Consider the following 14,750-nt stretch of genomic DNA (forward strand, 5'->3'; position numbering starts at 1 on the left):
TGTGTCTCCAGGTTCATGTCCAATCGCCGTTGCCCCATCATTTCAGCCCCAGTTGCTTGCGCATGTGTGCGGTGATGGACTGGCGTACCTTGCCCATCTCCGCCCATGGGTCATCAATTTCTGCCAGCCGCTCGTGCAGGTTGGCGATGTTCCATTGGTTGGCAGCCTTGATGTGCGCCAGTTCCTCGCGCCAGATCGGTACCGACACAGGTAACCCCTCACGGGCACGCAAGGAGTAGGCACAGGCTGTGGTGGCGCCCTTGCCGTTGCGCAGGTAGTCGATGAAGATCCGCCCCACGCGGTTTTTCGGCCCCGACACTGCACTGAGGCGATCCGGGAACAGCTTGGCCAGGTAATCGACGATGGCGTGGCTAAAGTCCTTGACCTCGTCCCAGCCCGACCGCCGGGTCAAGGGCACGACCAGGTGAATACCCTTGCCGCCACTGGTTTTCAGGAACACCTTCAGGCCCAGTTCGTCGAGCAGGGTGAGGGTGAGCTGGGTGGCCTCCAGCATGGCCTTCCAGGGCAGCGCGGGGTCGGGGTCCAGGTCAAGTACGAAGCGGTCCGGTTTGTCGAAGTCCTTGTCCGTGGCGTTCCAGGTGTGCAGTTCGAGCATGTTCATCTGCACAGCACCTAGCAGGGTGTCCGGGCGGTTGATGACCATCGCCGCCTGGCCGGCCTCGGCCTTTTCATAGCTGATGACGTTAGGTATGTGCAGCTGGCCTGCGTTTTTCTGGAAGAACAGCTCCCCGGCCAGGCCGTCCGGGGCGCGCACCAGCGCCACCGGGCGTTGCTTGAGCTGGGGCAGGATCCACTGGCTGACGCTGGCGTAGTACTCGGCGACCTCGCGCTTGGTCACGCCGGTGGTGGCGTCGATCACCCGGTCGGGGTGGGTCAGGCGCAGTTCACCCAGGTTTTCAGGCGCCTTCGCCTGCTTGTTGCGTTTGGGCACGGTCTGGGTAGGCATGGCGCGCTCCAGGTCGATGGCGGTGGCCGCCTTGTCATCGCGCAGGCCATGGAACACCGAGTGGCGCACGATGCCGTCTCGGGTCATCTGGGCATAGGCGACTTCGGCCAACAATTGCGGTTGCAGCCAGTGCACACCCCGCGCTTCGGCACTGGTAGGCGGCTTGGCCAACGCTGGCTTGGCGATTTGCAGGGGTTTGAGCCGAGCATGGATGCTGGCCAGGGTCGCCGTGCTGAAGCCGGTGCCAACCTTGCCGGCGTAGCGCAACTGACCGCTGTCGTCGTCATGCAGGGCCAGCAACAGGGCCCCGAAGCCGCTGCGGCTACCTTTGGGGTCGGTATAACCGACGACCACGAACTCCTGGCGTTGCTTGCACTTGAGCTTGACCCAGTCCGGGCTGCGACGGCCGCTGTACGGGCTGTCGGCACGCTTGCCGATCAAACCCTCCAGCTCAAGCCGGCAGGCGCTGTCGAGCAAAGATTGCACGGGCTCGTCGAAGTCGGCAGAGAACTTGAGTACACCGGACTCATCGCGCTCAAGCAGTTGGCGCAAGGTGTCGCGCCGGCCCTGCAGCGCTACCTGGCGCAGGTCCTGGCCACCGAGGAACGGAAGGTCGAACAGGTAGTAGGTAATGGCTTCATCGTGCTCGGTGTCGAAGGCGTTCTGCAACGCCTGGAAATCGGCTGCGCCATTTTCGTCAGCCACCACCATTTCACCATCGAGCCAGGCTGCATCGAGGCCCAGCTCGCGCAGTGCGGCGATCTGGCGGGGCATCTTGCTGCTCCAGTCATGGCCGTTGCGGGTGAACAGGCGGATGTCATCACCCTCGATACGGGCCAGAATCCGGTAACCGTCGAATTTGACCTCGTAGCGCCAGTCCCCGCTGGGGGGCGAGTCGACCAAGGTTGCCAACTGCGGACTCAGCTGTGCAGGCAGGGGCACCTTCGGGCCTTTGACGGTGCGCTTGCGGCTGGCGCGCGGTGCGGCGGCTTTTTTCGCAGCGGCTTTGCGCGGTACCAGGGTGCGGTCGCTAAGCACGCTATCGGGCTGAGCCTGCACGACGCTGTAGTCGGCCTCGCTGCGAGCCTGGTCGTCGTGTGATTTCACCAGCATCCATTGCTCTTTCTTGCCATCCAGGCGGGTGCGAAACAGGTTCCACACACCGCTGAGCTTTTCGCCTTGCAGGCGGAAACGCAGCTTGCCTTTGGCGTAGGCTTCATGCGCATCGCCTTCGGGCTCCCATACACCGCGATCCCAGACAATCACATCACCTGCACCATAGTGGCCTTCGGGGATATGCCCCTCGAAGTCGGCGTAATCCAGCGGGTGGTCCTCGACGTGCACGGCCAGGCGGCGCACTTTGGGGTCGAGCGACGGGCCTTTGGGGATCGCCCAGCTTTTCAGGGTGCCATCCAGCTCCAGGCGGAAGTCGTAGTGCAGGTGGCTGGCGTCATGTTTCTGGATGCAGAACTGCAGCGCCTGCACCCGCTTGCCACGGCTGCGCTTGCCGCTGGGCTCGGGCGTGGCATTGAAGTCGCGCTTGCGCGCATATTCCTGCAGGGGCTTGGCCATGGCGGTTTCCGGGCAGTTCGCAGTCTCTAAGGTGGGAGGCGCCGCGTAGGGTGGTAGTTCAAAAAACTCTGAATCTTCCACACGCAGGTGCAGTCGACTTAATGAAGCCACCTGACGGAGAACGCACATGGCACGCACAGATGAACCAAAGCCGTATACCCCTCCAGAGATCGACGACACCGAAGACCGCATGGGCAGCGTCCGTGAGCTGGACTTTGATGACCGCCTTGATGAACGTGAGGGGCGTGTGGGCGATGAGCGACCGGCCGATGAAGTCGCCCGGGAGTTTCCGCCTCGGCGCGTGGCCGAAAGCGGCATGACCGGCGGCGAGGCCCTGAGCGACAGCTTGCATGAGGACAATGTTACCTATGACGACTTGAGCCCGGACACGTTGCTGGATGAAACCGGTGCCCGTGACCCGCACGAACCGGGTGGTGGTGGCGGCCCGGCAGACCAGAGCCTGCGGCACGTGGACGCCGACGAGATCGGCGGTGGCATAGGCCTGGATGAGGCCGAACTGGCCCGATCAGCGCCGCTGGATGGTAAACCGTGGACTGATGACGTGATCGAAGACGAGGAGGGCAAGCCGTGAAAGAACCCCGCTGTACCTGCGCGCACTGTGCCTGCACCTTGGATACGCCGGTATGTGAGCTGTTCTAACTGGCGATTGCTCAGTCCTTCGGGCTTAGGCTGTGGGAGCGGGCTTGTCCCGCGAATTGGGGGCATGCGATGCCTGGCACCGGCTGTGCTGGTGTTCGCGGGACGAGCCCGCTCCCACAGAGCCCCTTTCTGTGGAAGCGGCGGTAGGCGTGGCGGGTTAGTGGGTTTGCCAGATGCCGTTGTTTCGTTCGCAATCGGTGCGGGCCTGGCCGAGGCTGGGGGTGTCGTAATAATAGGTGATCACCCGCGCATCTTTGGGCAACGCTGGTTTGTCCCCTCCTACGGATTTGGGGTTGGCCAGCGCTTCCTGAGTCAAAGGCGCGATGCAGCTGCCCACGCTGCCATCCGCACAGCGCGCTACCTTGCTCTTTTCGCTGTTGAGCATGTCCTTGCTCTCGTTGCTACACGACCAGTTGATCGCTTCGGCGGGCAGGTTGCTGTAGCTGTAGCAGGTGTGCCGCTCCACGGGTGTTACTGCATCGCTGGATGAGCGGGTCAGTACGTTGCAGCCCTCGGCCACGGCCTGGCCGCAGACCAGGCTGACGACCATCAGCGTCAAGATCCGTACACGCATTTGCCACCTCCAGGGCCAGCGGCCCTCGTCAGGTCTGGGCGGGCTTGTCGCCTTGGCGCATGGCCTTGGCGCGTTTTTCCAGGACCAGGTAGGTAACCACTGCCAGTAGCAGTGGAATCAGGTAGTACAGTGTGCGATACCCGAGCAAGGCAGCCACAAGCGTGCCTTGGGCCATCTGCCCGTGCAGCAAGGCCAGAAACACTGCCTCAAGTACGCCCAGCCCCGCAGGGATATGCGCAACCACGCCAGCCACGCAACTGATCAGCAGGATGCCGAGAATGGACGGGTAAAAAGCCTCGCCCGGCAGCAACCAGAAGATCAGCAGCGCCATCAGCGCCCAGTTGCTGGCACCCAGCGCAACCTGGCACAGTGCCAAACGCAGCGACGGTAGCGTCACTTCGTGGTTGCGCCAGGACCACGTGCGCTTGGTTGCAAAACCACAGGCCAGCAGGTACCCACCCGCGATCGCCAACAGCAGCAAGCCGATCAGGCGCAGACCTGTAGCGCCCACCGCCCAGCTGCTGGGCAGCTCCACGAAGCCGAGGGCGAATACGGTGCCGGCCAGCAGCATGTAGCCCATCCAGTTGGTCAACAGGCCCAAGGTGAGGATGCGCGTAATGGTCGGGGTATCCAGGCCCAGGCGGCCATATAACCGGTAGCGCAATGCAACGCCGCCTACCCAGGTAGTGAAGTTGAGATTGAAGGCGTAGCACACGAAGGCGACTGGCAGCACCTGCCGGGCGGGCAACTGGTGGCCGGTGTAGGCCCGTGCCAGCAGGTCGTAACTGGCAAATGTCAGGTAGCTGCACAGCGCCAGCGCAAGGCCGATGGCCAGGGTGCCGGGCTTGTAGGCCAGCAACGACTGGCGCACTTCGTTCCAGTCCAGATTGCGTGCCAGCATAAACAGCAGAACAGGTATGAGAATGAGGAACGCCAGCGTGAACAGGCGTTTCACCCAGGTTTGCCAGCCTTTGCGCGCCATCAGGTATTGCCCTCGTGCAGGTTACCCTGAGCCTCGACTTCCGGCTGCACCGAGCGCAAACGCTGGCGGTGTGCCGGGAACCAGCCAGCAATGCGCGGAAAATGGCGGATCACGTGGAAGCACACGAAGATCAGCGGTGCCCGCCACCAGTAACCGCGAATCATGCGCTCCAGGGTGACCGGCTTGCATTGCTCGCTGGCCAGGGCCTGTAGATGCTGGTTCAGTTGCTGGTTGAAGGCTCGATCACGGATGAAAAGATTGGCCTCCAGGTTGAATGACAGGCTCAACGGATCAAGGTTGCTGGAGCCAACGGTGGACCACTCATCGTCAACCAGTGCAACCTTGCCGTGCAGAGGCCGCTGGCAGTATTCGTGGATGGCCACGCCGTCGCGCAGCAGATAGTTGTACAGCAGCCTCGAAAGTGCACGGACCCAGCGCATGTCAGGCTGGCCCTGCAGAATCAAGCGCACATCCACGCCACGCCGGGCGGCGTTGCGCAGCTCCCGCATCAATCGATAACCCGGGAAGAAATACGCGTTGGCAACCACGATGCGCTGCTTTGCACCACGAAAAGCCTGCAGGTAGTGGGTTTCGATATCGGTACTGCGCAGCCCGTTGTCGCGTTCGACCAGCACGGCGCTGCTGGCCCCGGCCGGCTCGGTTACCGGGCGTACCGCGCTGGGTGGCTGCAGCACCGGCGACATCAGGCGCTTGCTGGCAGCATGCACCTGCGCTACCACCGGGCCGGTGACCTCCACCGCATAATCCTGCTTGGCCATGGCACCAAAGTCGCCAAGATGATCGGCGCTGTAGTTGATACCGCCGATAAATGCCCGCTCACCGTCGACTACCACGATCTTGCGGTGCAGGCGCCGGAACAGGTTGGTGCGCATGCCCACCAGCCGGGGCTGTGGGTCGAATGCGTGAAAGCTCACGCCGGCATCGGTCATGGCCGCAATGAATTCGGTGGGCAGGTCGGCAGTGCCGTAGCCATCCACCGCTACCTCCACCCGCACACCGCGCTGGGCAGCGTCGATCAGCACCTGTTGTAACTGCTGGCCGACCTTGTCGTCGAAGATGATGAAGGTTTCCAGCAGAATTTCTTCCCGCGCCTGGGCCATGGCCTCGAAGACGCGGGGGTAGTATTGCTCGCCATTGATCAGCAACTGCACGCTGTTGCCGTCCACCCAAGGTCGATTCACAGGTTGATCTCCGCAGCCAATGGGGCGTGGTCGGACAGGTGCGACCACGGGTATGTCGAGAGCACTTGGGCAGTGCCGGGCATGGCGTTGCGCAAATAGATGCGGTCCAGCCGCAACAACGGCAGGCGTGCGGGGAAACTGCGCGCCGGGGTGCCGAAGTGCTCGCCGAAAGCCTCTATCAGGTGTTCGCACAGCACGGCATCTGCTTTCAGGCGCCAGTCGTTGAAATCGCCGGCGATAATGACCGGCGCTTCAGGCGGCAGACTGGCCAGCAGGTCGAGCATCAGCTTCACCTGGCGCTGCCGGTGGGCTTCGCGCAGGCCCAGGTGCACGCACACCGCATGCACCTGGTCGTGGCCTGGCACGTCCAGCTGGCAGTGCAGCAGGCCGCGCTGCTCATTGCCCTGTACTGACACATCGAGGTTGTTGAAGTGAGTAATGGGGAATTTCGACAGCAGCGCGTTACCGTGATCGCCATGCGGGTATACGGCATTGCGCCCGTAGGCGAACTGCGGCCACATGCTGTCGGCAAGAAACTCGTACTGCGGCATTTCTGGCCAGGCCGCATGGCGCAGGGCATGCTGCTGATGGCTGCCGTGCACCTCCTGGAGAAACACCAGGTCGGCGCCCGTGGCACGCACGGCCTCGCGCAATTCCGGCAGGATGAAGCGCCGATTGAAGAAGGTGAAGCCCTTGTGCACGTTCAGTGTCAGCACATTGAGCCGGCGTACCGCAGTGACCTTGTCGATGATGCTGCGTGGGGCGGGCAGGGTCTTGTTCACAAGGCCACCTCCGGCAGGACGCCAGGCTCGGTCATGAGCTCATGGTCCAGCGACAGCTTCTGCAGCAGGCGTCGCGCATCGTAGGGGGCGTGAACCTTCTGGTCGTTGTCGAAATAGCAGTAGACATCGCGGGTCGCCCGACGCGGCGGCGAGCCCTGGACGACCAATTGCGCATCCTCAGCCTGGCTACCCTGGCTCCAGCGCTGGATGCGCTGCTTCCAGCGCCTCAGTGCGTTGGCCGTATACCCACTGCTGTAGAGCTCGACATCGCCATGCAGGCGCATGTACACAAAGTCGGCGGTAACGTCTTCCACATACGGCCATTTGCCGGCGCTGTCGGCAACTACCAAAGCGACCCGGTGCTTGCGCAACAGCTTGATGAAGGTCTCACAGAGGAAACTCTCGTTACGGATCTCCACGGCATGACGCAACCGTGCATTGCCGTGTATGCCCAAGCTGCCGTTGCCCTGCAAGCGTGCCGCGCAGTGTTTGGCACATTCACGAGCCGCTTTATGGTTACGCGGCAGCAGTTCGAGAAACCGGGCAAAACGCTCTTCATCGAACTTCATGTTCGGTGGAAATTGCCACAGGATCGGGCCAAGCTTCTTGCCCAGCAACAGTGGGCCTGAGGCGAAAAAGTTCGCCACCGGTTCTTCGATGTCCCTAAGCCGCCGTACGTGCGTGATATACCGCGGCCCCTTCACCGCGAACACGAAGTCGTCCGGCGTCTCGTCACGCCAGCCCTGGTAACGTTCAGGCGTTTGCAGGCTGTAGAACGAGCCATTGATTTCGATGCTGTTCACCGCCCGCGAAGCGAAGGCCAGTTCGTCGTCCTGCCTCAGCCCCTTGGGGTAAAAGTCCTTGCGCCAGGGGCCATAGCGCCACCCGGAGATACCGATGCGGATATCGCTCACGCTGCCGTCCTCATTGCCGGTTCTATTTCGGTCGCTCCAAAGTGCGACCGATAAAGACAGGCCAGGGTTCAGCACGTTTGACCAACGGGAAAGGCTCATACCAGGTTGAACTTTGCGGCGCTTGGCGTTTCCACCGGATACCCGCTTCGTGGAAGGGTGTCAGGATAAAATCGAGGCAAGCATGGCCAGACATATCATCCATTTCACCGGGCCGATCAACTCGTCGACCTGTGGCAACCTGATCAACACCTGTTCGCGGGCGCTGCAACAGGGCGCCGGTATCCTGCAACTGAACATCGCTACCATGGGCGGCGAGTGCAGTTATGGCTTCACCCTGTACAACTTCCTGCGGGCGTTACCGGTCGAGGTGCATACCCACAACCTGGGCACGGTGGAGTCCATGGGCAATATCCTGTTCCTGGCAGGGGAACGGCGCACGGCGTGCAGTTTCAGCAAGTTCCTGTTCCACCCGTTTCACTGGACCTTGCACGGTTCGGTGGATCATTCGCGCATGGCTGAGTACGCCATGAGCCTGGATTATGATTTGAAGTTGTATGCGCAGATTGTCGCCGAACGAACCCAGGGGGCAACGGAGGTACTGGACGTGCCGCGGTACCTGATGGCCTATCCGCGGATTCTGGGGCCACGTGAGGCGCTGGATAACGGGATGATTCATGCCATCGACGAAATGCCAATCGAGGCGCAGTCGGTTCAGTGGAGTGTGCATGCCTAGGCTGTGGCTGTGCGTGCCTCTTCACAGTTGCGCGAAGGCACGCACCGAGTAACCGGGCTTACCGAACTGACGCGGCGGTGGCTCTGTCACAGGCCAGCAGCGAGCGGATCAGCAACTTGATCTCACCCTTGAGCCCAGGCGCCTGGTCCAGATGGGCAAAGCGGCAGTCGGTAATTTCATGCTGCGCCTTGGGCTGCGGCGCGTCGGCAAACTCTGCTTCGAACACGTAATGCATACGCGCGGGGGCCTCGTGACGCATCAGCAAGGTCAGTGACGCTGCCTGCAGCCCGGTTTCTTCCAGCAACTCACGCTCTGCAGCTTGCGCTGGCGTCTCGCCAGGCTCGATCTTGCCGCCGGGGAGGGTCCAGGCACCGTTGGATTTTCGCACCCATAACCATTTTTGTGTTTGCTTGCCGTGCCGGCAGATGATGGTGGCGCGATCCTTGTTCAGCTTCATTCATGCTCCTTGGTGATGCGCTTATTGCATGAAGATATGGCCGTTGGCGGCAATAAACGTTGCGTTTAACCCGACGAACGGTCAAAGCACGTAACGTGCCACCAGGGCTTTCGCCCGTCACGCAAACATTTTGCCGACGCAAGATTTGTGCCGCTGGTCAGTTGCCAGCAAAAGCATTGAGCAGAGCCGGGCAACAGTGGCTCGGAAACTAGGCATGGCACAGATTCGTGTCACCAGCCTATCCATCGCAAGGAGAACCCACATGGCGCAGGATCAAGAGCGGACAAGCCAGCGCGGCGGCACCAAGGAAACCAACCCGGGCAATTTCGCCAATGACCGGGAGCGTGCTTCGCGCGCGGGCCACAAGGGGGGGCAGGCATCTGGCGGCAATTTCGCCAACGACCGACAGCGTGCATCGGAAGCTGGCCGCAAAGGTGGCCAGAACAGCCACGGCGGGGGGCGCAACCCGTGAGGGGAACCGCTCGCTGAATGCTCAGGAACACATGTGGTGCCCGGCAGCGATTTCGGGTTTGCGGATCCGGAATCGCGCCATGACTTCGTCAGGAGAAACGAGCATGCGCGCATTGACCTATCACGGCGCAGGGGATGTCCGCGTCGACACCGTTGCAGAGCCCGGTCTGCAGGAAGACGACGATATCCTGCTGCGGGTAACGGCCACAGCCATTTGCGGCTCCGACCTGCACCTGTACCGGGGCAAGATCCCCATGGTCGAGCAAGGCGATATTCTTGGCCACGAATTCATGGGCATCGTCGAAGAGGTGGGCAGCGCGGTAACCGCGGTGCGCCCGGGTGACCGGGTAGTGATCCCGTTTGTCATCGCCTGCGGTGACTGCTTTTTTTGCCAACACGACTTGTTTGCCGCCTGCGAAACGACCAACACGGGGCGAGGCGCACTGCTGAACAAGAAGACCATACCGTCTGGCGCGGCGCTGTTCGGCTACAGCCACCTGTATGGCGGCATACCTGGCGGGCAGGCCGATTATGTGCGGGTGCCCAAGGGCAATGTAGGGCCGTTCAAGGTACCGGGGCACCTGGCTGACGATCAGGTATTGTTTCTCTCGGACATTCTCCCTACAGCCTGGCAGGCAGTGCTCAATGCCGAAGTTGGCCAGGGTTCGTCACTGGCAATCTATGGCGCCGGCCCGGTCGGGCTGCTGTCTGCTGCTTGCGCACGCATGCTGGGGGTGGAGCAGATCTTCATGGTCGATGAATGTGCCTACCGGCTGGATTATGCTCATCAGGCCTACGGAGTGATTCCTGTCAATTTTGCCTATGATGATGACCCAGCCGATAGCATCGTGCGCCATACCGCCGGCATGCGTGGTGTGGATGCGGTAATCGATGCGGTGGGTTTCGAAGCCAAGGGCAGCACAACGGAAACGGTGCTCACCGCGCTTAAGCTCGAAGGCAGTAGCGGCAAGGCCCTGCGCCAGAGTATCGCGGCCGTGCGCAGGGGTGGGGTGGTCAGTGTGCCGGGGGTATATGCGGGGTTTATCCATGGTTTTCTGTTTGGCGACGCCTTCGACAAGGGCCTGACCTTTCGCATGGGGCAGACCCATGTGCAACGCTACCTGCCTGAGTTGCTGGCGCATATCGAAGCAGGCCGGCTGGACCCGCAGGCCATCGTCACCCACCGCATGGCGCTGGAAGATGCCCCGCGTGCCTACGAACTGTTCAATGGACAGCAGGATCAGTGTCGCAAGGTGATTCTGGTGCCCGGTGCGGCCCCGGACCCACGCGGTCAGGGTGCCGCAGTGCGCTGAAACGGCCGCTTGTGCCGAATGTTCGACAAAATTTTGAATCTTCTGGCCATGGCCCGATCAATCAGGGTGTCATCCATGGAGAAGAGGAGGCCCCTGCGATGCCTAGCCCACAGCTGTACATCATCGATTACCAACTGCATGGCCAACCGCGCAGTTTCATCATTCGCCTGGAACGCCTGGACAATGCCGAGGCCTGGCATTGGGCAAGTTGCGATGCGGGTATCGGCATTATTCCCAAGTTCGGGCGTGAGAAGATCAAGAAGATCAGCCGGCCGATGGCCGAGCGTTACGGGATTACCGGCGTAAGCTGGCGGATTTCGGGGAGCAAGCCGAGCCAGTCGGTGGGAGACCCGGCGGCGATGATGTAATACCACCTCAGCCTGACACCTAACCATGCTGCAACGGGGTCCCCGGCTGCAGCATGGTGCCTGGATAAACCCTTTGTCAGGCGCCGGACTCGGGGTCACTGGCCGGGACGCCGGGGCGATTTTCCTCGTCGTCAGTCACATTGGGGTCGGCATCCGGGTCATCCGCTTGGTCGTTGCGGCGATCCGGCTCAAGCTCCGGCCAGTCATCCTGCACATTGCCACCACCCATCCGCAGTAAGTAATCCATCGCGCCATCCTCGTCTGTGATCCTCATGGTTAGGAGCGAAAGACCTGTCTTAAAAGTCATCTGGATAGCGGCAGTCGCTGACCAACGGTGGCACCGTGTTGGGACACTTGTGCGGGCCCTTTCGAGGTTTACCCGCGAAGGGGCCCGCAAGGTGAACACATCACGCCGGCTGTTTCAACACCAGGGTCAGAATGTCATAGCTGGCCACCAGCTCACCCAGCTGGTTGGTTACCTCCACATCCCACGCCACCACCCCTTGCGGCTGGCCCAGCGGGCTGGTTTTGCCCTGGTCGATCTTGCGCTTGCAGGTCAGCCGTGCCTGGATGGTATCGCCAATGCCCACCGGGTTGATGAAGCGCAGCGTATCCAGGCCATAGTTGGCCAACACCGGCCCGGCACCGGGCGACACGAACAGCCCGGCCGCCGCCGAGAGGACGAAGTAGCCGTGGGCGATACGTTTACCGAACTGCGATTCTTTGGCCGCGATTTCGTCGAAGTGCATGTAGAAATGGTCCCCCGACAGGCAGCCGAAGTTGACCAGGTCGGCTTCGGTCACGGTGCGGCGGTGGGTGAGCAACGACTCGCCGATGCGCAACTGCTCGAAGTATCGGCGGAACGGGTGCACTTCGGTCTCGATCACTTCGCCACCGCGCACGTATTCGCCGGTGACCGCCGTGAGCATGCTCGGCGAACCTTGTACTGCGGCGCGTTGCAGGTAGTGCTTGACCGCGCGCAAGCCACCCAGTTCTTCACCGCCGCCGGCCCGGCCCGGCCCGCCGTGCTTGAGTTGTGGCAACGGCGAGCCGTGGCCGGTGGATTCCTTGGCGGCCTCGCTGTCGAGCACCAGCAGGCGGCCATGCCAGGCAGCCGCCACCGGTATGGCCTTGGCCGCAATACTGCGGTCGGCGGTGACCAAGGTCGCCACCAGGCTGCCTTTGCCTCGGGCGGCCAGCATCAAGGCTTCGTCAAGGTCGTGGTAGGCCATCAGTGTGCTGACCGGGCCGAACGCTTCGATGTCGTGGGCGCCGCCGTCGGCGTGCGGGTCGCGGGCCTGTAGCAGGGTCGGGGCAAAGAATGCGCCCTCGGCCACGCCATCGCCACGCGGGGCGAAGCCGTCGCTGGCGCCGAACAGCTGGTCACAGCTTTGCAGCAGGCTGCGCACCCGCTCGGTCACGTCGTGCTGCTGGTCGTGGGAAGCCAGAGCCCCCATGCGTACGCCCTCCAGCGACGGGTCACCCACAACCACCTTGCTCAGCCGCTCGCGCAAGCGCGTGGCAACCGCATCAATGTGCTTGGCCGGCACGATGGCGCGGCGGATGGCGGTGCACTTCTGCCCGGCCTTGGTGGTCATTTCACGCACCACCTCCTTGATGTACAGGTCAAACTCTTCGCTGTCCGGGGTCACATCCGGGCCAAGAATGGCGCAGTTCAGCGAGTCGGCTTCGGCGGTGAACGGTACCGAATTGCGCACCAGGTTCGGCGTGACGCGCAATTTTGCGGCGGTATCGGCTGACCCGGTGAAGGTCACCACGTCCTGGCCTTGAAGGCGGTCGAGCAGGTCGCCGGTGCTGCCAATCACCAGTTGCAAGCTGCCCTCCGGCAGCAGGCCGGAGGCGTTCATCAGGCGGACGACGGCTTCGGTCAGGTAGCTGGTGGAAGTCGCCGGTTTGACGATGCACGGCATGCCCGCCAGGAACGTCGGGGCGAACTTCTCCAGCATGCCCCAGATAGGGAAGTTGAAGGCGTTGATGTGCACCGCCACGCCTGCGCGCGGCACCAGGATGTGGCTGCCGGCGAAATGACCTTGCTTGCCCAGCGCGATGGCCGGGCCCTCGTGCACCAGGTTGCCCGACGGCAGCTCGCGGCTGCCGATGCCGGCATAGGAGAACAATGTGGCGTTGCCGCCTTCGATATCGATCCAGCTGTCGGCGCGGGTGGCGCCGCTATGGTGCGACAGGGCGTAAAGCTGTTCCTTGCGCTCGGCCAGGTACAGGGCCAGCGCTTTCAGGCGTGCAGCACGCTGCTGGAAGTCCATGGCCATGAGGCTGGCCAGGCCACGCGCACGGGCGAAGTCCACGGCTTCGGCGAAGTCCGGGCGCTCTTCGTGGCTGTAGGCAAGTACGTGGCCATCAAGGGCGCTGCGCAGGGCTTGCGCGCCGTGCTGGCCGAGCCAGCGGCCGGCGATGAAGCTTTGCAGGGTAGGGGCGGCAGACATGCTGTTCTCCATACTGTTCGAATGTAGTGGGCGCTGTTACCACAGCGCCAGGGTGTAGCCGATGATCAGGCGGTTTTCGTCCACGGCGTTGGTCAGGCCATTGCCGGACCGGAAGGTGACGTTGCGCCAGCGCAGGCTGACGTCCTTGAACGGGCCGCTCTGGATGACGTAGGTGATGTCGGTGTCGCGTTCACGCTCGCGGCCATTGCTGACAGTGGCGGTTTCGGCGTGGCGGCCGTCGGTGTAGCGCGTCATGAAACTCAGGCCGGGGATGCCCATCGCTACAAAGTCGTAGTCATAGCGCACTTGCCAGGAGTCCAGCCCGGCGCGGGTGAAGGTGTTGTAGGTCACCAGGTTGACGGTAAACGGGTCGCCGCCGTTGACGAACGGGAAGGCACTGTCGCCGGATATCTGTTGCCAGGTCGCCGTGAACTTGTGCGCCCGCACGCCGAGGGTGAACATGGCGTTGAAGTTGCGGTTGTCGATGTTGCCAGCACGTTCGGCGCCGTCGTTGCGGCTGTCGAAGTAGCGCAGGTCGCTGCGCAGGCTCACGCCTTCGCTCAAGGGGCGGGTGTCGATCAGGCCGACGAACTGCTGGCGGTAGATGTCCTCGAGCTTGGCGTAGTAGTAGCTGACGCTGGTTTGCGGGGTGATGGCGTAGCTGCCACCGCCAAAGTCCAGGTGGTCACTGCTGGCAGCGCCATAACCGATGTCGTCGCGGCCCGAGGAGTCGCGCAGGTTGGCCTTGGTCAGGCGGCCGGCGTTGACGGTAAGGCCATCGAGATCCTGGCTGGTCAGCAGGCCGCCCTGGAAGGTGGACGCCAGCAGGCGGGTGTCGTTGTATACCACCACCGGCAGGATCGGTTGCAGCGTGCCCAGGCGCAGGGTGCTTTTGGACACGCGGATTTTGCCGGTCAGGCCCAGTTCGCTGTAATCATCAACCGGTTCGTGGCTGTTCGGGCCGAAGGGCAGCAGCCCGGTATTGCGGCGGTCGCGGCTGGAGTCGAGCTTGATACCCAGCTGGCCCATGGCGTCAACGCCAAAGCCGACCGGGCCCTCGGTGAAGCCGGACTCCAGCTTGGCGGTAAAGCCCTGGCCCCATTCTTCTGCCTTGGCCTGTGGTGCGTTGCTTTGGCGGAAGTCGCGGTTGATGTAATGGTTGCGCAGCTCCAGGCGTGCGTGGCTGTCGCCGATAAAGTCTGCCAGCGCCGGCAATGGCAAGGCGAGCGTGGCCAGCCAGGCAGCTGACATGATGTGCGTGCGGTTCATTGTTGTTGTTTTACCCGACATGGT

General features: G+C 62.5%; 15 protein-coding genes. 5 read left to right on the forward strand and 10 right to left on the reverse strand.

Annotation, left to right across the window (positions count from 1 at the left end):
• Window positions 1-37: 37 nt before the first annotated feature.
• On the reverse strand, window positions 38-2,539 hold the full coding sequence (ligD, locus tag LU684_RS01880; protein WP_232894059.1) for a DNA ligase D: 2,502 nt from the start codon (window positions 2,537-2,539) through the stop codon (window positions 38-40).
• Between the two features lie 127 nt (window positions 2,540-2,666).
• Here ligD and LU684_RS01885 point away from each other — a divergent pair, with 127 nt between their 5' ends.
• The gene (locus LU684_RS01885; protein WP_232894060.1) at window positions 2,667-3,131 is read left to right on the forward strand and encodes a phosphotransferase system, HPr-related protein; all 465 of its coding nucleotides are present in this window, start codon (window positions 2,667-2,669) and stop codon (window positions 3,129-3,131) included.
• Window positions 3,132-3,356: 225 nt separating this feature from the next.
• On the opposite strand, the gene LU684_RS01890 is transcribed toward LU684_RS01885, so the two are convergent.
• The 5 genes from LU684_RS01890 to LU684_RS01910 are packed head-to-tail and all read right to left on the reverse strand — an operon-like array spanning window position 3,357 to window position 7,653.
• Window positions 3,357-3,773, reverse strand: a complete 417-nt coding sequence (locus LU684_RS01890) for a hypothetical protein (RefSeq protein ID WP_023048029.1) — start codon at window positions 3,771-3,773, stop codon at window positions 3,357-3,359.
• 28 nt (window positions 3,774-3,801) lie between these two features.
• On the reverse strand, window positions 3,802-4,755 hold the full coding sequence (locus tag LU684_RS01895; protein WP_023048028.1) for a lysylphosphatidylglycerol synthase domain-containing protein: 954 nt from the start codon (window positions 4,753-4,755) through the stop codon (window positions 3,802-3,804).
• Window positions 4,755-5,957 carry a cardiolipin synthase ClsB gene (clsB, locus tag LU684_RS01900; protein WP_060517786.1) on the reverse strand — a complete coding sequence of 401 codons (1,203 nt, stop codon included), beginning with the start codon at window positions 5,955-5,957 and terminating at the stop codon, window positions 4,755-4,757. The genes LU684_RS01895 and clsB overlap by 1 nt, the downstream gene beginning before the upstream one ends.
• Window positions 5,954-6,739: an endonuclease/exonuclease/phosphatase family protein gene (locus LU684_RS01905; protein WP_016487168.1), complete on the reverse strand. Its 786-nt coding sequence runs from the start codon at window positions 6,737-6,739 to the stop codon at window positions 5,954-5,956. The genes clsB and LU684_RS01905 overlap by 4 nt, the downstream gene beginning before the upstream one ends.
• Complete coding sequence (locus LU684_RS01910; protein ID WP_016487167.1) at window positions 6,736-7,653, reverse strand: DUF72 domain-containing protein; 918 nt, start codon at window positions 7,651-7,653, stop codon at window positions 6,736-6,738. Before LU684_RS01910 ends, LU684_RS01905 begins: the two co-directional genes overlap by 4 nt.
• 169 nt (window positions 7,654-7,822) lie before the next feature.
• Here LU684_RS01910 and LU684_RS01915 point away from each other — a divergent pair, with 169 nt between their 5' ends.
• Window positions 7,823-8,386 (forward strand): ATP-dependent Clp protease proteolytic subunit, encoded by a 564-nt coding sequence (locus tag LU684_RS01915; RefSeq protein WP_256219675.1) that lies wholly within the window; start codon window positions 7,823-7,825, stop codon window positions 8,384-8,386.
• A 58-nt stretch (window positions 8,387-8,444) separates the two neighbouring features.
• Here the strand turns inward: LU684_RS01915 and LU684_RS01920 are convergent, their stop codons facing one another.
• Entirely contained in the window at window positions 8,445-8,843 is a 399-nt protein-coding gene (locus LU684_RS01920) for an NUDIX hydrolase (RefSeq protein WP_016487165.1), read from the reverse strand.
• A gap of 262 nt (window positions 8,844-9,105) precedes the next feature.
• On the opposite strand from LU684_RS01920, the gene LU684_RS01925 reads away from it, so the two are divergent.
• From LU684_RS01925 to LU684_RS01935, 3 genes are all read left to right on the forward strand, one after another.
• On the forward strand, window positions 9,106-9,315 hold the full coding sequence (locus LU684_RS01925; protein ID WP_016487164.1) for a general stress protein: 210 nt from the start codon (window positions 9,106-9,108) through the stop codon (window positions 9,313-9,315).
• A gap of 103 nt (window positions 9,316-9,418) precedes the next feature.
• Entirely contained in the window at window positions 9,419-10,627 is a 1,209-nt protein-coding gene (locus tag LU684_RS01930; protein ID WP_070086399.1) for a zinc-dependent alcohol dehydrogenase, read from the forward strand.
• Window positions 10,628-10,725: 98 nt separating this feature from the next.
• Window positions 10,726-10,995, forward strand: coding sequence for a DUF6555 family protein (locus LU684_RS01935; protein ID WP_023048027.1), 270 nt, complete (start codon window positions 10,726-10,728; stop codon window positions 10,993-10,995).
• A gap of 76 nt (window positions 10,996-11,071) precedes the next feature.
• Here the strand turns inward: LU684_RS01935 and LU684_RS01940 are convergent, their stop codons facing one another.
• From LU684_RS01940 to LU684_RS01950, 3 genes are all read right to left on the reverse strand, one after another.
• The gene (locus LU684_RS01940; RefSeq protein ID WP_156343157.1) at window positions 11,072-11,242 is read right to left on the reverse strand and encodes a hypothetical protein; all 171 of its coding nucleotides are present in this window, start codon (window positions 11,240-11,242) and stop codon (window positions 11,072-11,074) included.
• Between the two features lie 160 nt (window positions 11,243-11,402).
• Window positions 11,403-13,457 (reverse strand): phenylacetic acid degradation bifunctional protein PaaZ, encoded by a 2,055-nt coding sequence (paaZ, locus tag LU684_RS01945; RefSeq protein WP_232894061.1) that lies wholly within the window; start codon window positions 13,455-13,457, stop codon window positions 11,403-11,405.
• Window positions 13,458-13,493: 36 nt separating this feature from the next.
• Window positions 13,494-14,726: an OprD family porin gene (locus LU684_RS01950; RefSeq protein ID WP_232894137.1), complete on the reverse strand. Its 1,233-nt coding sequence runs from the start codon at window positions 14,724-14,726 to the stop codon at window positions 13,494-13,496.
• Window positions 14,727-14,750: the final 24 nt, after the last annotated feature.

This window comes from Pseudomonas sp. NMI542_15 (assembly GCF_021283425.1).
Classification (GTDB): domain Bacteria; phylum Pseudomonadota; class Gammaproteobacteria; order Pseudomonadales; family Pseudomonadaceae; genus Aquipseudomonas; species Aquipseudomonas fortuita.